18 protein-coding genes are annotated in these 20,973 nt (G+C 64.1%); 10 read left to right on the top strand and 8 right to left on the bottom strand.

What is annotated here, in order from left to right; translation table 11 throughout:
- Window positions 1-160: 160 nt before the first annotated feature.
- Together MCB86_RS07495 and cynS are read left to right on the top strand one after the other, a co-directional pair.
- Window positions 161-922, top strand: coding sequence for a phytanoyl-CoA dioxygenase family protein (locus tag MCB86_RS07495; protein ID WP_239610493.1), 762 nt, complete (start codon window positions 161-163; stop codon window positions 920-922).
- Between the two features lie 103 nt (window positions 923-1,025).
- The gene (gene cynS, locus MCB86_RS07490; protein WP_045163550.1) at window positions 1,026-1,475 is read left to right on the top strand and encodes a cyanase; all 450 of its coding nucleotides are present in this window, start codon (window positions 1,026-1,028) and stop codon (window positions 1,473-1,475) included.
- A 20-nt stretch (window positions 1,476-1,495) separates the two neighbouring features.
- Here the strand turns inward: cynS and MCB86_RS07485 are convergent, their stop codons facing one another.
- The gene (locus MCB86_RS07485; protein WP_239610492.1) at window positions 1,496-2,176 is read right to left on the bottom strand and encodes a c-type cytochrome; all 681 of its coding nucleotides are present in this window, start codon (window positions 2,174-2,176) and stop codon (window positions 1,496-1,498) included.
- Between the two features lie 332 nt (window positions 2,177-2,508).
- Between MCB86_RS07485 and MCB86_RS07480 the strand changes: the two genes are divergently transcribed.
- Together MCB86_RS07480 and MCB86_RS07475 are read left to right on the top strand one after the other, a co-directional pair.
- Complete coding sequence (locus MCB86_RS07480) at window positions 2,509-2,991, top strand: acyl-CoA thioesterase (RefSeq protein WP_045163552.1); 483 nt, start codon at window positions 2,509-2,511, stop codon at window positions 2,989-2,991.
- A gap of 133 nt (window positions 2,992-3,124) precedes the next feature.
- A complete protein-coding gene (locus MCB86_RS07475; RefSeq protein ID WP_239610491.1) occupies window positions 3,125-3,466 on the top strand; it encodes a zinc ribbon domain-containing protein YjdM in 342 nt (113 codons plus the stop codon).
- Window positions 3,467-3,549: 83 nt separating this feature from the next.
- Here the strand turns inward: MCB86_RS07475 and MCB86_RS07470 are convergent, their stop codons facing one another.
- A complete protein-coding gene (locus MCB86_RS07470) occupies window positions 3,550-5,823 on the bottom strand; it encodes an ExeM/NucH family extracellular endonuclease (protein WP_239610556.1) in 2,274 nt (757 codons plus the stop codon).
- 96 nt (window positions 5,824-5,919) lie between these two features.
- The gene (locus MCB86_RS07465; protein ID WP_045163554.1) at window positions 5,920-7,500 is read right to left on the bottom strand and encodes an alkaline phosphatase D family protein; all 1,581 of its coding nucleotides are present in this window, start codon (window positions 7,498-7,500) and stop codon (window positions 5,920-5,922) included.
- A gap of 262 nt (window positions 7,501-7,762) precedes the next feature.
- On the opposite strand from MCB86_RS07465, the gene MCB86_RS07460 reads away from it, so the two are divergent.
- A complete protein-coding gene (locus MCB86_RS07460; RefSeq protein ID WP_045163555.1) occupies window positions 7,763-8,089 on the top strand; it encodes a hypothetical protein in 327 nt (108 codons plus the stop codon).
- A 108-nt stretch (window positions 8,090-8,197) separates the two neighbouring features.
- On the opposite strand, the gene MCB86_RS07455 is transcribed toward MCB86_RS07460, so the two are convergent.
- The 4 genes from MCB86_RS07455 to ptsP all read right to left on the bottom strand — a co-directional run bounded on the left by MCB86_RS07455 (window position 8,198) and on the right by ptsP (window position 16,300).
- Complete coding sequence (locus MCB86_RS07455) at window positions 8,198-10,600, bottom strand: membrane-bound PQQ-dependent dehydrogenase, glucose/quinate/shikimate family (RefSeq protein WP_239610490.1); 2,403 nt, start codon at window positions 10,598-10,600, stop codon at window positions 8,198-8,200.
- A gap of 119 nt (window positions 10,601-10,719) precedes the next feature.
- Window positions 10,720-12,459, bottom strand: coding sequence for a PTS fructose-like transporter subunit IIB (locus MCB86_RS07450; protein WP_239610489.1), 1,740 nt, complete (start codon window positions 12,457-12,459; stop codon window positions 10,720-10,722).
- Between the two features lie 20 nt (window positions 12,460-12,479).
- A complete protein-coding gene (gene pfkB, locus MCB86_RS07445) occupies window positions 12,480-13,418 on the bottom strand; it encodes a 1-phosphofructokinase (protein ID WP_239610488.1) in 939 nt (312 codons plus the stop codon).
- Window positions 13,418-16,300: a phosphoenolpyruvate--protein phosphotransferase gene (gene ptsP, locus MCB86_RS07440; RefSeq protein WP_239610487.1), complete on the bottom strand. Its 2,883-nt coding sequence runs from the start codon at window positions 16,298-16,300 to the stop codon at window positions 13,418-13,420. The genes pfkB and ptsP overlap by 1 nt, the downstream gene beginning before the upstream one ends.
- Window positions 16,301-16,501: 201 nt before the next feature.
- Between ptsP and cra the strand changes: the two genes are divergently transcribed.
- The 5 genes from cra (at window position 16,502) to MCB86_RS07415 (ending at window position 19,835) form a co-directional block, all read left to right on the top strand.
- On the top strand, window positions 16,502-17,503 hold the full coding sequence (gene cra, locus MCB86_RS07435; protein ID WP_239610486.1) for a catabolite repressor/activator: 1,002 nt from the start codon (window positions 16,502-16,504) through the stop codon (window positions 17,501-17,503).
- A gap of 68 nt (window positions 17,504-17,571) precedes the next feature.
- Window positions 17,572-17,877, top strand: a complete 306-nt coding sequence (locus tag MCB86_RS07430) for a nucleotide pyrophosphohydrolase (protein WP_239610485.1) — start codon at window positions 17,572-17,574, stop codon at window positions 17,875-17,877.
- Window positions 17,874-18,623 (top strand): methyltransferase domain-containing protein, encoded by a 750-nt coding sequence (locus MCB86_RS07425; RefSeq protein WP_045163562.1) that lies wholly within the window; start codon window positions 17,874-17,876, stop codon window positions 18,621-18,623. The genes MCB86_RS07430 and MCB86_RS07425 overlap by 4 nt, the downstream gene beginning before the upstream one ends.
- 20 nt (window positions 18,624-18,643) lie before the next feature.
- Entirely contained in the window at window positions 18,644-19,249 is a 606-nt protein-coding gene (locus MCB86_RS07420) for a DUF4136 domain-containing protein (protein ID WP_239610484.1), read from the top strand.
- Window positions 19,250-19,274: 25 nt separating this feature from the next.
- Window positions 19,275-19,835 carry a DUF4136 domain-containing protein gene (locus MCB86_RS07415; RefSeq protein WP_239610483.1) on the top strand — a complete coding sequence of 187 codons (561 nt, stop codon included), beginning with the start codon at window positions 19,275-19,277 and terminating at the stop codon, window positions 19,833-19,835.
- A gap of 86 nt (window positions 19,836-19,921) precedes the next feature.
- Here the strand turns inward: MCB86_RS07415 and MCB86_RS07410 are convergent, their stop codons facing one another.
- Window positions 19,922-20,857, bottom strand: coding sequence for an SdiA-regulated domain-containing protein (locus tag MCB86_RS07410; protein WP_239610482.1), 936 nt, complete (start codon window positions 20,855-20,857; stop codon window positions 19,922-19,924).
- Window positions 20,858-20,973: the final 116 nt, after the last annotated feature.

Below are 20,973 nucleotides of genomic sequence, written 5' to 3'. Positions count from 1 at the left end.
GTGGCGGCGCCGCCAGGTTCCGCACGAGGAAGGGTGAAACGGGCCCACCGCTTGTGGCCGTGCGCCTGCCGCGACAACAGGTCATCGCGAACGGCGGCAGCATACGAACCCAAGCTTTCAACAAGCTGTCGATAATCTGAGCCCTGCCGAGCCTGCCGCCATGCCACGAACCCAACCCACCACCGACGCGCTGCGTGCCATGCACGAACAAGGCTACGTGCTGTTGCGCGAGGTGCTGCAGCCACGGCAGATCGACGAGGTGCGCGCCGCCATCGACCGCCTCGAACCTATCCATTGGGACTATCAAGGGCTGGTGGATGACCATTACAAATGCGTCTTCAATCGCGACCCACTCTGGCTGCTTTACCTCGACCTGCCAGGCGTCATCGAGCTCGTCGAAGCCTGCCTAGGCGCGGACTGCCATGTGATCGGCCAAACCGCCTGGCGCAGCCATCCGGGCTTCGTCGGTGGTGAGTTGCACGCCGATTACCTGGCGATGGAATTGCCGGAGGCGTTGCTGGCCGACCCCACCTTCAGGCTACCGATGCAGGTTTGCACGGCGCACATCTATCTCGACCGGATCGATGCGGACCTCTGCCCCACCCGCGTGATTCCCGGCAGTCACCGCGCCGGCCGTAAACCGCGCATGGGCGAAACCGATTGGAAGGGCCGTGAGCCGGAGCCGGTACTTTGCGATGCGGGCGACGTCCTGCTGTTTCGCAGCGACCTCTGGCACGCCGGCAGCCGCAACCGCACCGCCGACCGCAGCCGCTATCTGCTGCAGGTGCACTACGGCCGGCGCATGGTCGCGCAGAAGTTCTCGCCCTATTTGCAGTGGCATTTCAATCCCGACGTGCTGGGGGCGGCCACACCCCGGCAGCGACGCCTGCTGGGCGAGAACGAGGCCTCGGAATACGACTGAGCGAACAGCCCCTTTGGCATAGCTTCTGCAAAGCAGGACAGACCGGCCGCCGCATGCGGCCCGCCCAGTCCGACTCGCCAGTCCACCTCGAGAGGTATCGCCGATGATTTCCTGCCGCAGCCAAGTCACCCAAATGATCGTGTCCGCCAAGGTGCGGAAAAACCTCAGATGGGGCGATATCGCCGAGTCCATGGGCATGTCGAAGGAGTGGACGACAGCCGGCTGCCTGGGCCAGATGGCCTTCGACAAGGCTCAGGCGGAAACCCTTGGCAAGCTGTTCGAGCTGCCTGACGAGGCCGTGGCCTGGCTGCAGATCGTGCCCTATAAAGGCTCACTGCCGACCACGGTGCCCACCGATCCCCTGATCTATCGCTGGTACGAACTGGTCAACGTCTATGGCAGCACCATCAAGGAACTGATCCATGAAGAATTCGGTGACGGCATCATGAGCGCCATCGACTTCTCCATGAACATTCAGCGCCAACCGGATCCTAAAGGAGACCGTGTCAATGTGGTGCTCTCCGGCAAGTTCCTGCCCTACAAGAGCTACTGACCGATCAGCGAGGCAGGGCCTCAGGGCACGTTCGTGCCGAGCAGTTGCGCATTGGCCTGCTGCTCCTGTTCCTCGCTCAGTCGCAGCTGCGTCAGATAGGCCGCCAGCACCTCGATGTCCGCCTCGGACAGCTTGTCGGCGATGCCGATCATCACCGAATCGGCTCGGCTCGGGTCCTGGGTACGGAAACGGTTCAGCGCCTTGCTGAGGTATTCGGCAGGCTGCCCCGCCAGCCGCGGTATGGTCTCCCGGCCCTGCGCATGGGCGCCGTGACAACCGGTGCAGGTACGCTGGAACAGCGCCGCGCCACGCTGGATCTGCGCCGCATCGCCGGTAACTGCGGAGGGCACGACCTTCTGCTGGCTGAAATAGACGGCAATGTTGACGCGGTCTTCGAGCGTCAGGTTCTTCGCCAGCTTCGACATTACGAAGTCGATGCGCTCGCCGTTGGCGAATTTCTCGAACGAGTGGAACAAGTAGACCGGATTCTGCGAGGCCAGGTTGGGAATATGTGGACGCTTGCTGTTGCCGTTCTCCCCATGGCAATAGCCGCAGAACAGCATGCGTTCCTGGCCGGCTGCATAGGCCTGTTCACGCCGCGCGGTATCGTCCATCAGGTATCGGAAGCGCTCCATCGCCTCCTCGCTGGCGTGGACGAAAGGAGCGAGGCAACTGAGCAGAACAAGGATGAATAAGCGCATGGGAGGTCCGGCACGGGTGAATATCGAAACGCGTAGCAGCCCGGACTATAAGGAGAAAAACAGCCTCGACACTGGCTCAAGTCAATAAAGACGCACACTGCAGCGCACACCGGCCTGCATCGGGAATTCGTTCGCACTGTTCATCGTGCGTATCGCTCCGAAATAGCGCACACCGCACCGCCGCATCTCGTCGATGCCCCATGCGCCACACTGCGCGTTATTGCCACATTGACCCGATGAGATAAAACTGAAGCCGTCGCATGCGCAATGCACACAGCCGCCTCGTATTCGACTAAAGTAGCGGCCCTTTTTGCCAGCACGAGCCGCGCACCATGCTAGATGGACATGCCGAACTGACCATGACCGTACTGATGACCCCGGACAAGGCCAACTTTTCCGGTAACGTCCATGGCGGCACGCTGCTGAAGTACCTCGATGAAGTCGCCTACGCCTGCGCCAGCCGTTACGCCGGGCAGTACGTGGTCACGCTGTCGGTGGATCAGGTCAACTTTCGCCAGCCCGTGCACGTCGGCGAGCTAGTGACCTTTCTCGCCTCGGTCAACTATGTCGGGACCACCTCGATGGAAATCGGCATAAAGGTCATCACCGAAGACATCCGGCAGAAAACCGTTCGCCACACCAACAGCTGCTTCTTCACTATGGTGGCGGTCGGCGAAGACGGTCGCCCCGCGCCTGTGCCCACCCTGCAGCCGCAAACCCCCGATCAGAAGCGCCGCTTCGCCCAGGCGCAGCACCGCCGGCAGATTCGTCGCGAGCTGGAAGAGCGCTACCGGGCGATCAAGGACGACTACTGAGGCGAGCAAACGCACCGTCCCGCGAACGTTATCGCGGGACCTGACGGCGGCGCCTGTGAAGCGAGACCGCAACGGCAGCAAAAAAACCCTATACAATCCGCGGCTTTTCGCATCCGCCATCCGAGGATTCGCCATGAGCGCTCTGCCAGCCTGCCCCCAATGCAACTCCGAATACACCTACGAAGACGGCCCGATGCTGGTCTGCCCGGAGTGTGGGCACGAGTGGTCTGCCAACGCGACCGAGCCGACTGGTGATGAGCAGAAGGCAATCAAGGATTCGGTGGGCAACACCCTGCAGGACGGTGACACCGTTACCGTGATCAAGGACCTCAAAGTCAAGGGCTCGTCGCTGGTGGTCAAGGTCGGCACCAAGGTCAAGAACATCCGCCTGGTCGATGGCGACCATGACATCGACTGCAAGATCGACGGCATCGGCGCGATGAAGCTGAAGTCCGAGTTCGTACGCAAGGTCTGACGAGCACACGCCTACAGGCCAGCGTGAGAGCGACCCGACCGCGTCCGGATCGATCGCCCGCTGGCGCCTGCACCCTGCTCTACTTACTCGCGGCTCAGATCGATCCCCATCACCAACGGATCATGATCCGAGGCCCGATAGGGTTCGCTGCTGTACAGCAACGAGTGCTGGCGTGGCGTCTTGAACTCCAGGTTGTAATCTAGCACCCGCGGCTCGTCGGCGTTGATGTGCCACTCGGTGGCGTCCTTGACCTGCGCTGCCAGACTGGCGCTGGCGAGACCGTGATCGAGGTAGCCCGACTGTCCGGCGAACACATAGGAATAGGCGTTGCCTTCACCGAAGCGCGCCAGCAGATCCGTATAGCCCGCCGCGCGAATCACATTGATCGGATCTTCCTTGGCGTAGGCATTGAGGTCGCCGAGGATCAGGCGGTCCGGATCGTATGATCGGGTCGGATCGCGCCCCAGCCAGTCGACCAACGCCTGGGCGGCCCGCACGCGGGTCAGGTTGCAGTTGCCCTGGCCGTCGCCCATGTCCTTGTCGCCGATGTCATCGCAACTCGACCCCTTGGACTTGAAATGATTGACGACCACGGTCAGCCGCTCGCCGCTGCGGCGCTCGCGGAAGGTCTGCGCGAGCGCCGGGCGGTTCCGGGTGTCGTTGAAACGCGGATCGACCGAACCGTCCAGCACCGCGGCATCCTTGTGCGGGCTGACGATGTCCGTGCGGTAGATCAGGCCGACAGCGATCTCGTCGGTGCCCAACCGATTGCGCCGCGGATCGATGAAGGCATAGCGATCGCGCTCGGGTGAGGCCGCGTTGAGGCCGACCACCAGATCGGCGATGGCGCTGTTCTCACCGTAGCCGTCGTTCTCGATTTCCATCAGCCCGATGATATGGGCGTCCGCGCCAAGAATCGCGGCGATGATCTTGTCGCGCTGACGTTTGAACTCTTCCAGGGAGTGGGCGCCGCGCGAGGTCGGGAAACCACTACCGCGACCGTCACCGTTGAAGTAGTTGAGCACGTTGAAGCTCGCTACCCGCAGTCGCCCGCCGATAGGCTCCGGCGAGTCCGGCCTGGGGTTCTTCGCCACGAACTGCGGTTGTTGCGTCGGCTGCACCCGGTAGCTACCGGCCAGGTAATGCAGCACACCGCGCACGTCGCTTACCTCATAGCCGACCCGCAGCGTCCGGTAGGCATCGAGCTCGGGCGAGGGGTAGCGGATCGGATCCGGATTCTGCCCGCTGCGCCCGTCGTCGAGGATGATCCGGTTGAGGTCGTTCTGTGCCTGCAGACGTTGCGCCGGCTCGCCGGGCGACACCTTGTTGGTTGGAATCCACAGCCGTCCACCGGACGACAACACCACCTCGCCATAGCGGCCCAGGTCATATACCTCGCTGACGGTGAGGGTCTGCGTGAGGCGCACCTGCATACCTTCGTACCGTTCCAGCTCATCGGGCGAGGCAAGCGGCAAGCTGATCTGCGCCACGCTGGGCAGCGGCTGCGCTTTGGCGACCAGACTGATCTGAGGAGACGTCAACTCCGTGAGGCCGTTGTATTCGGTGACCAATCCGCGTACCTGGACCCGATCGCCCACCTGCACATCCACGCCGTTGCCTTTCCCATAGACGTACAGGCCCTCGGAGGTGAGCGGGTCGTTATCCGTCTCGCTGTCCGGCGCCTGGATGAAGAAGCCGCCCAACTCGCCTTCGTCTTGGCCATTGTTCTGAAAATCAGCTACCACGATCCCTTCGACGATGACCGACTGATTGACTAGCGGGCTGCTATCACCCGTTCCCTGCACCTCGCCAATCGAGCGCCGCCCCGCATCTTCCCCGCCCGGCTCGCCTTCGCCGTACTGGCCCAGGTGGGCGAAGGTATTGACGGCATAACCCTGCCATTCCGTGGCCGGATCGAAGGTGTCGCTGGGGTCGCGATCACCGGTTGAGACCGACACCCTGCGCGTCAGGGTACGATCGGCCGTCTGCGTTTGCCCCGATCCCCAGGCGCTGCCCGGATCGACGCCGAGCTGGCCGATGCTATCGAGAATCTCCCCGGACGGCCCGCGCAACACGATGGCATCGTCGCCGTTGTACCAGCTGCCGCTGCCTCGCTGATTCGCCATGGTCTGCAGGGCCGAATCGGCGCTTTCATGGACCAGCACATGCACGCCGCTCGGCGCGACCTCACCGGCCAGGCCGATGCTCCGCCCGCTGCTGGTCGATCCGTTGAAATAGAAGTCGATCCTATAGCCGTCGAGCGGGACCGCCGTCTCGCCGGGGTTGTAGAACTCCAGCGCCTTGTTATTGCCGCTGCCCTCGATGTATTCGGAAATCAGCAGCTCGGCGGACGCCATCGACTGCGCGCCCAGCGAGACGACTGCCAGCAGTGCGGCGGCCAGGGGATGCGGCATGAAACGGACATTGCGGCGCATGGGTGTCGCTCCGTAGGCTCAGGCGTGTTGGGGTTCGAGGGTTTTGGAGAAGACCGAAGCGCCGTCGATGTCTCGAAGGGTGACGCTCAGGGTGCCACTGCGTGAATCGATTTCGACTTCACCGAAGAACTGGAAACCGGCATAAGGCGATGCGTTGGCGGTCGGCGGCGCCTTCTGGAAAACCGCCTCCGGACCGAAGGTCGCATCCAATGGATTGGGCCCGAAGCTGCCGGCATTCAGGGGCCCGGCGACGAATTCCCAGAACGGATCGAATTCCTGGAAGGCGGCGCGGTTGGGATGATAGTGGTGCGCCGCGCAATAGTGCACATCAGCCGTCAGCCAGACCGTGTTACGCACCCGATATCGCTGGATGAAGCCCAGCAGCTCGGCGATTTCCAGTTCCCGTCCCAACGCCGGGCCGTCCTGGCCATTGGCGATCGCTTCCCAGCGCGGCCGGCCGGCGGTATCGGTGCCATCCGGCACGTGCAGGCCGATGGGCATGTCGGCCGCGATGACTTTCCAGGTCGCGCGTGAACGGCGCAGCTCGCGCTTCAGCCAGGCCAGCTGCTCGGCACCGAGGAACGCGGTCTCGGCACTCTGTTCCGGCTGCAGGTTGTGCGTATTGGCACCACGATAGCTGCGCATGTCCAGCACGAACACGTCCAGCTGCGGGCCATAGGCGATCTTGCGGTAGACACGCCCCGAGGCATCCCGGCCTACCAGGCGCATCGGCGCGTATTCGAGGAATGCCTGGCGGCCACGACGGGCCAACAGCTCGATGTCCTTGACCTGATAGCGCTCGTCCAGCGTCTTGCCCGGCGACCAGTTGTTGGTCACCTCATGATCGTCCCACTGCCAGATCTGCGGCACCTCGGCATTGAACTGGCGCAGATTATGATCGAGCAGGTTGTAGCGATAGTTGCCGCGAAATTCGTCGAGCGTTTCGGCCACCTTGCTCTTGGCCTCAGTGACGATGTTGCGCCAGAGACGCCCGTCTTCGGCCTGCACTTCAGCCTGGATCACACCATCGGCGTAAATCGCATCGCCACTCTGGAGGAAGAAATCCGGGCGACGCTGGCGCATCGCTTCATAGATACGCATACCTCCGAAATCGGCGTTGATGCCCCAGCCCTGGCCACAGGTGTCGCCGCCCCAGACGAAACGGATGTCGCGCGCGCGCCGGGGCGCAGTGCGCAGATGCCCCAGCCAGGGTTCGCTCCGGACATGGTCGCGGGCGTCTTCGAAGCAGGCGCGGTAGAAAATAGACTGATCCGAGGGCAGGCCGCGCAGATCGATCCGCGCAGTGAAGTCCAGGCGCTCGTCAGTGACCGGTGATCTCATCTGCCGGGGATTGGTGAAACCGCTAGTGGTGTCCCACTCGACCACCAGCCGTGCAGGTCGATCGCAGCGGCTCCAGATCACCGCGCGATCGGCCAGCACATCACCGGACTGAACGCCGTCGGTGATCCAGGGGCGCGCCGTGGGTGCCGCGATGATGGCAGGCGAAACGCCAAGCGCCGGTAGCGCCAAGCCAGCGCCGATGCCCTGCACCAGACGGCGGCGTGTGCGGTCCAGTTCGTTATTGGTTGGTTCGGTCATGATCGGTCCCCTTCGACTGTGGCTGAAGAAGGGTTTAAGCGACACGCTTGACAGAACCGTGACGCACAGACGAACGGTCGTCAAAAAAACGTACCTATCGATTCAGGTACACATGCCATCGAGCCGTTCAGGACTTGCGACCGTCACCCAAAAGCCGGCGAGACCTGAGCTTCACCCCGAAAGAGCACCGGTCGCGATGTGGCACACACTCATGAATCCGGCGATGGGTTATGTTCGCAGTGTCAAATCCAGGAGCACTCCCATGCGGCGTTATCTGTTCGTTTCTTCACTCATCGCCTCTCTCGCACTCACCGCCTCTGCTGCTCAGGCAGGGGTGCTGATCAATAGCCCGTACTGGGTCGTCGGTCTGACCTGTGCCAACAATCAAGAGTGCTACGCCGCCAGCAACGGCAGCTACACGGGCTCACTGAACGGCGCGCGGCGCTTCGAAGACCAGGCAAGGGCCGTGAAGTTTTTGAACAGCCTGACATCCAGCCTGCGAGACAAGTCCCCACGGCTTGAGCAGCATACGGAACAGCAATGCGTGGAGCCCAGTGATAACCGCAGATACCACGGGCAGCCCTGCTGAGTGACCGGGAATCTCACGTGTCCAACGCGGTGATACCCGCCAGCCGCCCTCTTCCCTAGCGAGACTAGAAGGAAGAGGGTGTGGCCATTGTGTCTTCTCCCAATCGTCCTATTTCTCGCCCTCGTCGAGCGTCCAGGCGATCACCGAGTCGCCGATCTTGGTGCCGAACGAACCATGCCCGCCGGCCATCTGCACCACGTACTGCTTGCCGGTCTTTTCCGACACATAGGTGATCGGCGTCGCCTGGCCGCCGGCGGGCAAGCGCCCTTTCCACAATTCTTTGCCGTTCTGCATGTCATAGGCGCGCAGGTAGTAGTCCAGGGTGCCGCTCATGAAGGCGACACCGCCAGCAGTCACGATCGGCCCGCCCAACGCCGGTGTACCGACGGGCAGCGGAATACCCAACGGCGCGCTATCGCGGCTGGTGCCATTCTTGTGCATCCAGACCTTCTTCATGGTGCGCAGGTCGACGGCCGTGACATAGCCCCACGGCGGCGTCTGGCATGGCAGGCCCAGCACCGACAGCAGCGGCCCCAGTCTGACCATGTAAGGTGCGCCAAGGTTGGGCTGTAGACCGGTCTCGCCGCCACCGGAACGCTCGTCAGGGTCGACCTCACTGCGCTTGACCATCGTTGAAACGAATGCCAGATAGTTCGGTGCGCCGAATAACAGTTGCCGGCTGGGGTCAACCGCAACCGATGGCCAGTTGAAGGTGCCGACGTTGCCTGGATAGATCAGCGAGCCCTTCTGCGACGGCGGCGTGAAGTCACCGTCATACCGCAGCTTGCGGAACTGGATGCGGCACATCATCTGATCAAGCGGCGTGCCGCCCCACATGTCGCGCTCGCGCAACGGTTCGTCAGGCGCATAGCTGAGCGCCGACGCCGGCTGAGTCGGGGCGGTAAAGTCACCATAATCGGTGCCCTGCGGCACGGAAAACTCCTCGACCGGTACGATGGGCTTACCAGTGCGACGGTCGAGCACGTAAAGGTCACCGCGCTTGGTCGGCTGGATGATCGCCGGAACCTTGCCCTGCGGCCCGTCGATGTCCACCAGGGTCGGCTGGGAGGGCAGGTCGCGGTCCCATAAGTCATGGTGCACGGTCTGGAACTCCCAGCGCACCTTGCCGGTTTCCAGATCCAGCGCGACCAGGGTCGCGGTGAAGCGCTCGGCCTCCGGCGTGCGCGGTTCAGCCCACTGGTCCGGCGTCTGGTTGCCGGTGGGGATGTACACCAGGCCCAGCGATTCATCCGCGGTGGCGACAGTCCAGGAGTTTGGGGTGCTGCGTACATAGGTCTCGCCCGGCGCCAAAGGCTCGGTGGCGTCGGGATTGCCCGGATCGAAATTCCACATCAACCGACCATTGCGTACGTCGTAGGCACGAATGACGCCGCCGGGAGAATCCACCGCACCATTATCGGTGACCGATCCGCCCACAATGACCAGTTTCTCGGTCACTACCGGCGGCGATGTTGGCAGGTAGACGCCCAGCGCGCCTTCACCGAGGCCGGCCTTGAGATCCACCACACCGCCATCACCGAAGTCTTCGCACGGCTTGCCGTCCTCGACATCGAGGGCAATCAGCGTGCTGTCGTTGGTGGGCAGGAACAACCGACGCTCGCAGCGCGCCGTCGGCTGATCCGGTTGTGCAGGCGCGCCCGCGCCATAGGCCGTGGCGTCGTGAAACGCGAGGCCGCGGCAGGTCATGTGCTGGTAATACTCGGCATCGCGGTTGATGCTCGGATCGAAGCGCCAGCGCTCCTCTCCGGTGTCGGCGTCCAGCGCGATGGCGATGCTGTGTGGTGTACAGATGAAGAGGTTGTCACCGACCTTGAGCGGCGTCACCTCGTAGGTGAACTCACCGGGATCGTTCGGTCCGGGCAGGTCGCCGGTGTGGTATTCCCAGGCCTTTTCCAGCGTTCCGACGTTCTCGGGGGTGATCAGATCGGCGGCAGAATAGCGATCGCCCTGGGCCGAGCCCCCGTAGGCCGGCCAACCACTCGCCGAACGTCCGGCTTGTCCGTCGGGACTAGCGCCCTGCATCTGCGCGTCGCTGAACTCACCCTGGATCGATGAGTAATCCTGCGTCAGCGAATAGCCTGCCATCAGCGCACCGGCCAGCAACCCTAGACCGAGCAAACCGCTGGCGCCGTCGCGCCAAACCAGGCGGTCATCCACATAGCGATTGACGAAAGGCAGGATCAGCCAAAGTCCGAGGATGCACCAAAGGTCGATCCGCGGCGCTAGCTGCCACCAGTCGAAACGAACCTCGTAAACCGTCCAGGCCAGCGTTCCCAACAGCAGCAACGCGTACAGCCAGATCGCCGCACGATGCCGGAGGAACAGCAGCGCGGCGACCACCAGCAGGCCGATGCCGGCGACCAGGTAGTACCAGGATCCTCCCAACGTCGCGAGGTAGCCGCCACCGACGGCCATCAGCGCGCCCAGCACCAGCACGACAATGGCGGTCAGCGTGATACGCAAGGGGCGGGGCCCGTATTCGATACTCATCCAGACTCTCCTGCCGATTTCATTTACAAACGGCTGGCGAAACGTTCTGATACAAAGCGTCAGCCAGCTATTAGTGGATACGACAGCGAGGCCTTAGTTCACGCTTTTTACGCACTCGCTCAAGCCACCGCACCAACAGCCAGCGGCTGCACCTCGGGCTTTTTGATCACCGCGTAGATCACCCCGGTCACCAGGCTGCCTACCAGAATCGCCAGCAGATACAGCAGCGCGTGATTGATGGCGTTGGGAATCAGCAGCACGAACAGGCCGCCGTGGGGCGCCAGCAACTTCGCACCGAAGGCCATCGACAGCGCACCGGTCAGGGCGCCACCGGCAATGCTGGCCGGGATCACCCGCAGAGGGTCTTTTGCGGCGAAGGGGATCGCGCCCTCGGAAATGAAGCAGCAGCCCAACACCAGCGCGGCCTTGCCGGCTTCGCGCTCGGTCTGGGCGAATTTGCGCCGAGCGATCAGCGTGGCGATGGCCATGCCGATCGGCGGCACCATCCCCGCGGCCATGGTGGCGGCCATCGGCGCGTAGCTCTGCGAGGCGAGCAGACCAACCGAGAAGGCATAGGCCGCCTTGTTCACCGGGCCGCCGAGGTCGACGCACATCATGCCGCCGAGCAGCAGCCCGAGCAGGATGGCGTTGGAGGTACCCATGGTGTCGAGGAACTCGGTGAGCCCGGCTAGCATCTTCGCTACCGGCGTGCCGACGATGTAGATCATCACCAGACCGGTGAACAGGCTGGCCAGCAGCGGGATAATCAGGATCGGCTTGAGCGACTCGATACTGGCCGGCAGCGGAACCCAGCGATTGACCGCCTTGGCCGCGTAACCGGCGACGAAGCCGGCGATAATCCCACCGATGAAGCCTGCCCCGAGAGTGCCGGCCAGCAGCCCGCCGATCATCCCCGGCGCCAGGCCCGGCCGGTCGGCTATCGAGTAGGCGATGTAGCCGGCCAGGAGCGGCACCATCAGCTTGAATGCCGTCTCGCCACCGATCTGCATCAAGGCTGCGGCCAGGGTGCCCTCCTCTTTGAACGCCTCGATACCGAAGACGAACGACAGCGCAATCAGCAAGCCACCGGCCACGACCATCGGCAGCATGTAGGACACGCCGGTGAGCAGGTGTTTGTAGACACCGGTCTTCTCGCCCTTCTGCTCGGTTCCGCTGCTACTGGCAGCCACGCTGCCGCTGAGCACCGCGGCCTCTTCCAGCGCGCGGTCGAGGGTCGCATCAGGTTGCTTCAGCGCGACACCGGTGCCGCAGCGGAACACCCGCTTGCCGGCAAACCGGGCGACGTCCACTTCGATGTCCGCAGCCAGCAAGACCACGTCCGCCTCTTCGATGGCCTTCGGCTCGAGCACATTGCGCGCGCCCACCGAGCCACGGGTTTCCACCTGCAGGTCGTAGCCTTTGCGCACGGCCGCTTGCTGCAAGGCTTCGGCCGCCATGAAGGTGTGCGCAACGCCGGTCGGGCAGGCGGTGATGGCGACCAGCTTGGGCTTGCCGCTGGTGTGCACGGCATCCGCTCCGTCGTCCTGCTGCAACTCGGTGGCCCCGTCCGCGGCACTGCGCAGGAACGCTTCGGGATCGAGCAGAGCTTCGGACGGCGTCGATTGAGCGACACGCTTGCCGATGAAACGCTGCAACGAAAGCGGCCCGGTCTTCACCACGACGACCAGGTCGGCACTGGCGATCTGCGCAGGGGTCAGCGGCGAACCGATGGCTTTGGGATCGTGGACCTCCACGGAGGTCGACCAGCCCAGACGATGGGCGGCCGCTTCGAGAAGGCGTGACGTGAGCACGCTGGTGACCATTCCGTTGGGGCAGGCCGTGACGATGAGAAGATTCATTCCTTCACCTCTTATTCGAATTATTGGCTGAGCGGCTGAAGCCGGACCGCAGCCTCCAGCTCGGCGAGTTGAGCCGGGTCGCTGATCCCGAAGCCGACCTGACCGACCGCCTGCGCGGCAATCGCGGTGGCGTGCGCCAAAGTGCGCTCGCCAGGCCACCCTTCCAGCAACCCATGGAGCATGCCGGCCAGCAGCGAGTCGCCGGCGCCAACCGTGCTGACCACTCGGACCTTGGGCGGTTGTGCATGCAAGGACGCGCCCGGCGAGAACCAGCTGACGCCTTCTGCGCCCTGGGAAACGACCACGTGCTCGACGCCCTCGACCTGCAGACGCCAGGCCTCGCGGGCCAGCGCCTGCGATTCGGCGAGCGGAATTCCGCGCGCCTCGGCCAGTTCCTCTTCGTTGGGCTTGATCAGCCAGGGTGCGGTCGTCAGCCCGTCGCGCAGCGCAGCACCGCTGGTGTCCAGCGCGACCCGCGCGCCGAGCTGCTTGAGCGTGCGCAGCAGTTCGACGAACCACAGGCTATCCACACCGCGCGGCAGGCTGCCGGCGACCACCACCAGTTCATGGTCCGGAGCCAACCGCTTGAGCCGCAGCAGCAACGCGTCGCCCTGCGCCTCGCTCACCGCCAATCCCGGGCCGTTGATGTCGGTGACCTGTCCGCCAGCTTCGGCCAGCTTGATATTGCTGCGGGTGTCCCCCGCGACGCGGACGAACTCGTCGCTGAAGCCGCGCGCGGCAAACAGCTGCTCGAACGCTTGCGGATTGCCTTCGCCGAGAAAGCCGGTGACGGTCAGCTGATGGCCGAGATCGGCCAGCACTTGGGCCACGTTGAGCCCCTTGCCGGCGGCATGCACCTGCAGACTGTCGCTGCGGTTGACCTCCCCCAGGCGCAACGCCGGCAACCGTACGGTCAGGTCGAGCGCGGGATTGAGGGTGACAGTCAGGACACGGGCCATCAGCAGTGCTCCCCGACGAATGTGCGCACCTCATGCGCGCCCGGCAGCATCAGCGCTTGCTGGGCCAGCCGCTGGCAGGCGGCGAAATTCAGCTCGCGCACCCGCGCCTTGACCAATGCGATGCTGCGCGCCGAGACACTCAGTTCATCGACGCCCAGCCCCACCAGCATCGGCACCGCCAGGGCGTCGGCCGCCAGCTCGCCGCAGACACCGACCCACTTGCCATGCGCGTGGGCCGCTTCGACGGTCATGCCGATCAACCGCAGGACTGCCGGATGCAACCCATCCGCCTGGCCGGACAGGCTCGGATGGCCGCGATCGATGGCCAGGGTGTATTGCGTCAGGTCGTTGGTGCCGATGCTGAAAAAGTCGACTTCCTGCGCCAGCACCGGAGCGATCAGCGCAGCGGACGGAATCTCGATCATGATGCCGACCTGCAGATCGGCCACCGGCAGCTCCACCCGCAAACGGTCGACCATGGCTTTGGCGGTGCGCCATTCGCCGATGTTGCCGACCATGGGAAACATGATCCGCAGCGGGCGGCCATCGGCCGAGGCGAGCAAGGCGCGCAGCTGGGTTTCGAGGATGTCCGGGCGTTGCAGGCTCAGCCGAATGCCGCGCACACCGAGGAAGGGGTTTTCTTCTGTCGGCATCGGCCAGTAGGGCAATGGTTTGTCACCGCCGACATCCAGCGTGCGCACTACCAGCGGGCGCCCTTCGAGCGCGTCCAGTACACGGCGGTATTCGGCTTCCTGGGTTGCCTGATCCGGTGCCTGGGAATGGTTCATGAAGACCAGCTCGGTGCGCAGCAGACCGATACCCTCGGCGCCCATCGCCACGGCCTCGGGCGTTTCACCGGCGGCACCGATATTGGCGGCGATCTCCACCGAATGGCCGTCACGGGTGGTCGCCGGCTCCATGCGTCGCTCGTTAGCTAACCGCTTGCGTTCCTCGCGCGTGGCGCGTTCGCTGCGTGCCTGCTCGAGCTGCGCGTCGGTCGGCGAGACCAGCAGTTCGCCGCGTTCGCCATCGAGCAGCAACAGGGTGTTCGGCGCCAACCCGAGCACGCTCGGACCCGCCCCGACAACTGCCGGAATGCCCAGTGCGCGGGCGATGATGGCGCTGTGCGAGGTGGCGCCACCACCTGCAGTCAGAATACCCGCGACGCGTTGGGCGTTCAGCGTGGCGACATCCGAAGGTGCCACCTCGTCCATCACCAGAATGTAGGCTTCGCTTGGTGCCTGTTCGGCCTCGACGCCGGTCAGACAGGCCAGCACGCGACGGCCGACATCGCGCAGATCCGCCGCGCGCTCTGCCAGCAACTTGTCGTGCAGAGCTTCCTGCTGCTGCGCCGCGCTCTCGATTTCATCCATCCAGGCCGCTTCGGCGCTGAGCCCCTTCTGCAAGCGCACCTGGATCTCTTCGCGCAACGCCGGATCGCGCAGCATGGCCTGGTGGGTGGTGAAGATCTCGCGAATGCTGGCGACCTGGCTCTCCTCGATCAACACGCCGATCTCGCGAAACACCTTGTCCAACGCCGCGTCCAGCCGCTGCAGTTCGACGGCCGGCGACTCGCCACGCGCGGGGTAGTCGATCGCTTGAGGCTTGCGCACCAGTACCGGGCCAATGGCAATTCCGGGCGACGCCGCGATGCCGCTTACCCTCTCCCCGGCGCGCAGTACCGCCTGTTCGATAAGCGCCTCATCGGGCAGCGCCGCGATAGCCGGCGGCTCGCTCGCCTCGCCCGCTGCCGGTAGCGGCTCGACCTCTTCGCCGAGGCCCTCCTCGACTGCGCGCACCAACGCGGGCAACGCATCACTGGCAATCGACGGCTCGGCCATGAACTCCAGCACCTGACCACGCTGTGCGCCCAGCGCGAGCAGCTTGCTCAGGCTCTTGACCGACACGCCAAGGCTTTCGCTTCCGGCCAGGCGCACACGGATATCGCCGTCGAACGCCTGGGCGGTTTCGGTCAGTTGCTTGGCCGGTCGCGCATGCAAGCCATGCAGATTGGCGAGCGGCACCTGCGCACTGGGCCAGTCAGCCGGGACCTCGCCGCCCAGGGCTTCGAGCACCACGCGGCTGGAAGTCGCCTGGCTCAGCTCCTGGCCACGCCCCTCGATCAGCAGATTGCACAATCGCTCGAGCATCGCGCGGTGCGCTTCTCCCAGACTGGCGAGCACGAACAATCCATTCAGGGGCTGGCCCTGGTGAGTCAGACCCGCGGCGGGTGTGACGAACGCCAGCCCGGGCCGCAGCACCGACTGCTCACTGCTCAGCCACCACAGGCCATCGCCCAGCGGCAGCGCCTGGTTCAGGGCCAACCCGGCATTGAAGCCGGGCTCCACGCACTGGGCACGCTTGAGGAGCTTGACGCCTTGCCAGGCCAACTCGTCGAAATCATCTGCGGCGACGCCCAGCCCCACCAGTTCGCCATCCAGCGCCAGCGCCTGCGGCGCGCCTTGCAGCAGATCGATGATCGCTTCGGGGGACTCGGCCTTTTGCAACGCCTCGCTGAGATCGCCCTCCCCCAGCGCTCGGGTCAAAAGCTGCAGCAACCGCAGGTGCTCATCCGAACGTGCGGCGATGCCGATAGCAAGGTACACCTGCTGACCGTTGCCCCAGTCGACGCCCTTGGGGAAGTGCAACAAGCGCACACCAGTGGTGAACACCTGATCACGGGTATCCGGCGTGCCGTGCGGGATCGCAAGCCCCTGGCCAAGAAAGGTGGAGCCCTGGGCTTCGCGTGCGCGCAGCCCGTCGAGGTAACCGGGTGCCACCAACCCGTCGGCCACCAGCACCTCGCTAAGCAGGGCCAGGGCGGCAGGCTTGTCGGCTGCCGTCTGATGCATGTGGATGTGCTGGGCATTCAACTCAAGCATGGAAGGCTCCTTGCAGGCTCGCGATTGTTTTTATAGCCGGTGCGGTATGACCGACAGGGTGCCGGCATCACCGGATTCCGGGCTGGCGCTTATGACCGAACCAATGCTGAAACGTTTCACCTCAGGCTGGCACATTACGCAATATTGAGTAATTCTAGAAGCCCGAATGCATACCACCCGTCTCAGGCCGCAGGATCTCTCTTGAAACTGATCGACATCGCCCGCCTCGCCAACGTCTCACTGACCACCGCCAGTTACGTTCTCAATGGCAAGGCGGCGCAGCGGCGGATAAGCCAGGCCACAGTCGAGCGAGTAATGGCCGTGGCCGAGCAGCAGGGCTTCCAGCTTGACCAGCAGGCCGCCGGTCTGCGCCGCGGGCTGTCGCGAACGCTCGGCTTCATCGTCCCGGACCTGGAAAACCCCAGCTATGCACGCCTGGCCAAATTGCTCGAGCAGCGCGCCCGTCAACGGGGCTATCAGTTGCTGATCGTCGGCTCCGATGACGAACCGGACACCGAGCGCCAGGTCATTCAGGTGCTGCGCTCACGCCGCTGTGATGCGCTGATCGTCGCCAGCTGCCTGCCGGCGGGCGATGCCAGCTACCGCAAATTGTTGAGCGGCGGCACGCCCATCATCGCCCTCGACCGGGCGCTGGACGCCGAGCATTTCTGTTCGGTGGTCAGCGATGACAAGGAAGCCGCCACGCAGCTGACGCAGTCATTGCGCGCGCCGGCAGACGCCCATGTCGCGCTCATCAGCGCGCGACCGGCCTTGCGTATCAGCCAGCAGCGCGAGCAAGGCTTCCGCCAGGCCCTTGCGCATCACCAGGGTCCGGTCAGCGTGCTGCAGGCCGAGCAGTTCAGCCGTGCCTGCGGCCGCGAGCAGATGCTCGCTCTGCTCGACCTCGGACCGCTACCCGATGCCCTGATCACCACCGCCTATGTATTGCTCGAAGGCGTCTTCGATGCCCTGCAGGAGCGTCAACTGCTATGGCCCGAGGCCTTGCGCCTGGGCACCTTCGGCGACGCGCAGCTGCTCGATTTCCTGCCGATCCGGGTCAACGCCATCTCCCAACAGCACGCGCAGATCGCCGATCTGGCGCTCGACCAGGCGATTCGCGCCATCGAGCACGGCGACTACCAAGCGGGAGAACGTGCCGTGGCACGGGTGCTCAAGGTTCGCCGCACAGACGCGCCGGCCTGAGGCGCCTACCCCTTGCGGGCAGCGACGCAGTGACGGAAGCTAGCCGCCTCCGAACGAGCCGCTTGCTGATGAACATCGAACAGATCACCCAACGCCTGCATGCGATCCGCGATCGCAACGACTGGCAGCGCTTTCACAGCCCGAAGAATCTGGCCATGGCCGCCAGCGTGGAAATGGCCGAACTGGTGGAAATCTTCCAGTGGCTGAACGAGGACGAGTCGCGCCAGCTGCCGGACGACACGCGTGAACACGTCGGACAGGAAGTCGGCGACATCCTTATGTATCTGCTATTGATGTGCAGCGAGCTGGGCATCGACATGGAACAGGCGCTGCTGGCCAAGCTGGCCGACAACGAGCGGCGGTTCGCCCGATGAGCGACCGCCATTTCGACGAGCTGGCCACGCGTTTCGCGCAGAAGATCTACGGTGGCGCCAAGGGCGCTATCCGTCTCGCCGTGCTACAGGCAGACCTGACGGAGATCCTCCCCGAGCGGCCACTGCAGGTGCTGGACATCGGTGCCGGTCTCGGCCACATGAGCCTCTGGCTGGCGCAGCAAGGCCATCAGGTGACCCTCGCCGAACCGGCCGAACCGATGCTCGAAGGTGCACGCGAGCGATTTGCCGAAGCAGGCCAGCACGCCACCTTTATCCAGGCGCCCTGGCAAGAAGTGGAGAGCCAGGTCGAGGGCCGGTTCGATCTGGTCATCTGCCACGCCGTGCTGGAATGGCTGGCCGAACCACAGGCGATCCTGCCAGTACTGCATCGCCTGACCGCAGCCGACGGCTGGCTGTCGCTGGCCTTCTACAACCGCGACGCGCTGATCTACCGCAATCTGCTCAAGGGACACTTCAAGAAGCTGCGCACGCAATCCTTTGCCGGTGAGCGCCAGAGCCTGACGCCGCAGCAGCCACTCGACCCAAGAGAGCTGGCGGCGCAACTCGCACCGCACTGGCGGGTCGAATCAGAAAGCGGCGTGCGGGTGTTTCACGATTACATGCCCGCCGATTTCCAGGCCCGCACCGAGCCGGCCGACCTGATCGAGATGGAACTGGCCTATCGCCGTCATCCCGCGTTCGCCAAGCTCGGACGTTACTTGCACTGGATGTGCCGGCCGAGCTGAGCGCCGGCCAGGAGGACATCATGTTCATGCGTGCTGCGTTGCCCCTGCTCTGCCTGAGTCTCACGGCCTGCCAGAGCAGCAACCCCTACCGCAGCGAGTCCGCGCCAATTCCGCCGGCGCCGCCGGTCGAACAGATCCAGTCGCCCACCTACCCGGCCGCGCCCAGGGATTTTTCCGCGTACCAGAGCTGGAGCTGGCGCAACCCGCCAGCAGGCAGCGCATCGCTTGCCGGCGAGGAGTTGCAGGAGATGATTGCCGGCGCCCTCGATCAGCGCGGTCTGCGCCCGGCGCCCGCGGGGAGCAACGGCGACGTGCAGATCAGCGCCAGCGCCCGGATGGAGACGCGCGTGCGACAGGTCTACGATGACTATGGCACTCACATCGGTGCCGGTCGCTATGGCGGTTACGGCCCCGGCTACGGTTCCGGCTTTGGCGTCAGCGCACCGGTGGTACGCAACTATGAAGAGGAAGTCGTCACCGTGCGCGTCGAGATGATCGACGGCGCGTCCGGCCAGACGGTCTGGAGCAACCGCGCCGAAGCCCGCAGCGGCGGCAAGCAGGCCGAGCGCAAGAACGCGGCGCGAGATGCGGTGAATCGCGCGTTGGCGGATTATCCTCCGCGCTGAACGCAGGTGCCTCAAGGAGATCGATATGGTGCGGCAATTGATGATGCTTCCCCTGCTGTTGCTCCTGGCGGCCTGCCAGAGCACACAGGTGCAACGCGACTTCGATCCACAGCGGGACTTTTCCGCATACCGCAGCTGGAGCTGGAAAGAGCCGGCGCTGCAATATCGCCCGGACGACCCCCGGATCAAAAGCGACCTCACCGAGCAGCGCATTCGCAGCGCGGTCAGCGAACAGCTCGATCAGCGCGGCCTGCGCCAGGCCCCGGCCGGTAACCAGGCGGATGTATTGATCCAGGCCTGGTTCATCGTCGATCAGCGCTCCCAGCAGTACACCACCACCTCGATGGGGGCGTGGGGCAGTCCTTGGAATGGCTTCTGGGGCGGACCGATGTTTACCGACACGCGCACCATCCATTATCAGGTCGGCACTTTGCAGGTGGACTTCTACGATGCGGCCGACGGCAAACTCGTCTGGCGCGGCAGTGCCGAGCAGGTCCTGCGCGACGATCCCGGCGGCCCACAGGAACGCGCCGGGATGTTCCGCGAGACCGTGGCCAAGGTGCTCTCGCAGTACCCGCCACACTGAGCAGTCGCCATCAGCCTACTGTGTCTCGGCGGGCCTTGATTCCTATGTCCGTCTACGCCTGGTGGGATCTCGGCGAATGCCGACGGCTACTTGCGCTCGAAGGCGTAGAACAGGTTGGGTTCGCTGACCAAATAGAGGTTGCCGTGCGCATCGAAGGTCATGCCCTCGGCTTGCGGCACACTGTTTTTCAGCCCCGCGAAACCGCTCCACAACGAGCGAAAACTGACCAGATCGCCTTGTCCGTCGAGCTCCAGCACCATCTTCGCTTCGTCGCTGAGCAGCACCAGATGACCGGTGCGCTCGTCGAAGTGTACCGATGCCAGATCGCTGGCCATGTCCTTGTCAGCGATCCATGTCTCGCGATCGATGATTTTCAAGTTCAGCTGGCCGTGCAGGCTTGCCTTGATACCCTGAATTTCGTAGAGCTTGCGCGGCGAATGCTCTTTGACCACGAAGAGGCGGTCGCCGTCACGATCGTAGCCCAGGCCCTCGAACCCCGAATTATCCGACGCCTCCGCCGGCAACGAGACCGATGCATAGTCTGCACGCTGCAAATTACCGGGTTGCGCCGGGACCGGCAGTATCACGATTGACTGACTGCGCTCCTCGGCGACCGCCAGCAGGTTGTCGCCCAGGTAGGTAATGCCTTCGACGTCGCTAAAGCCCTTCAGCGGGTAACGTGCGATGAATTCGCCGTTCAGGTCCAGCGCGACCAACTCTTCTGGATTGTTCACCACCGCCCATAGATGCTTGCGGCGATCGTCGAACGTTAACCCGGAGAGGTTATTACCCACCGACGTTACCGGCTGCGCCTCGACACGCACCTTATACTCCGGCAGCCAGAGGCTGCGCGCCTGGCGACTGTCTTCGTGCCAGGCCGATTGCAACGAGTAGAACACCCGCTCATCGAGGTGAAAGGTCGCCGCCGTGTAGAACAACCCGGCAGCCAGCAGACCCAGCGCCCAGGCACCGGGGCGTGCGCCCGGTAGCCATTGGGGGCGCACATCAGTAACGGATGGCATATTTTTTCTCGTTGGAGCAACGGCTACAGCCTGCTCGGGAAGGATTGCAATTGCATGACGGCGACCGATACGGCACTCATCAGCCTGTACTGACCCACCATTTGACTACCGGTTCA

Origin of the sequence: Pseudomonas sp. KSR10, assembly GCF_022355455.1 — a bacterium.
GTDB classification, from domain to species: domain Bacteria; phylum Pseudomonadota; class Gammaproteobacteria; order Pseudomonadales; family Pseudomonadaceae; genus Stutzerimonas; species Stutzerimonas stutzeri_E.
Note: the sequence above shows the minus strand (reverse complement) of the source record. Positions and strands in the feature narration are given on the sequence as shown.

Bases quoted from the DNA above. Each gene is read 5' to 3' on its own strand.
- MCB86_RS07480 (WP_045163552.1), top strand. From the start codon at position 2,509: ATGCTAGATGGACATGCCGAACTGACCATGACCGTACTGATGACCCCG.
- MCB86_RS07475 (WP_239610491.1), top strand. From the start codon at position 3,125: ATGAGCGCTCTGCCAGCCTGCCCCCAATGCAACTCCGAATACACCTAC.
- cynS (WP_045163550.1), top strand. From the start codon at position 1,026: ATGATTTCCTGCCGCAGCCAAGTCACCCAAATGATCGTGTCCGCCAAG.
- MCB86_RS07460 (WP_045163555.1), top strand. From the start codon at position 7,763: ATGCGGCGTTATCTGTTCGTTTCTTCACTCATCGCCTCTCTCGCACTC.
- MCB86_RS07485 (WP_239610492.1), bottom strand. From the start codon at position 2,176: ATGCGCTTATTCATCCTTGTTCTGCTCAGTTGCCTCGCTCCTTTCGTC.
- pfkB (WP_239610488.1), bottom strand. From the start codon at position 13,418: ATGGCCCGTGTCCTGACTGTCACCCTCAATCCCGCGCTCGACCTGACC.
- MCB86_RS07465 (WP_045163554.1), bottom strand. From the start codon at position 7,500: ATGACCGAACCAACCAATAACGAACTGGACCGCACACGCCGCCGTCTG.
- MCB86_RS07410 (WP_239610482.1), bottom strand. From the start codon at position 20,857: ATGCCATCCGTTACTGATGTGCGCCCCCAATGGCTACCGGGCGCACGC.
- ptsP (WP_239610487.1), bottom strand. From the start codon at position 16,300: ATGCTTGAGTTGAATGCCCAGCACATCCACATGCATCAGACGGCAGCC.
- MCB86_RS07470 (WP_239610556.1), bottom strand. From the start codon at position 5,823: ATGGCGTCCGCCGAGCTGCTGATTTCCGAATACATCGAGGGCAGCGGC.
- MCB86_RS07420 (WP_239610484.1), top strand. From the start codon at position 18,644: ATGTTCATGCGTGCTGCGTTGCCCCTGCTCTGCCTGAGTCTCACGGCC.
- MCB86_RS07450 (WP_239610489.1), bottom strand. From the start codon at position 12,459: ATGAATCTTCTCATCGTCACGGCCTGCCCCAACGGAATGGTCACCAGC.
- MCB86_RS07425 (WP_045163562.1), top strand. From the start codon at position 17,874: ATGAGCGACCGCCATTTCGACGAGCTGGCCACGCGTTTCGCGCAGAAG.
- MCB86_RS07430 (WP_239610485.1), top strand. From the start codon at position 17,572: ATGAACATCGAACAGATCACCCAACGCCTGCATGCGATCCGCGATCGC.
- MCB86_RS07415 (WP_239610483.1), top strand. From the start codon at position 19,275: ATGGTGCGGCAATTGATGATGCTTCCCCTGCTGTTGCTCCTGGCGGCC.
- MCB86_RS07495 (WP_239610493.1), top strand. From the start codon at position 161: ATGCCACGAACCCAACCCACCACCGACGCGCTGCGTGCCATGCACGAA.
- MCB86_RS07455 (WP_239610490.1), bottom strand. From the start codon at position 10,600: ATGAGTATCGAATACGGGCCCCGCCCCTTGCGTATCACGCTGACCGCC.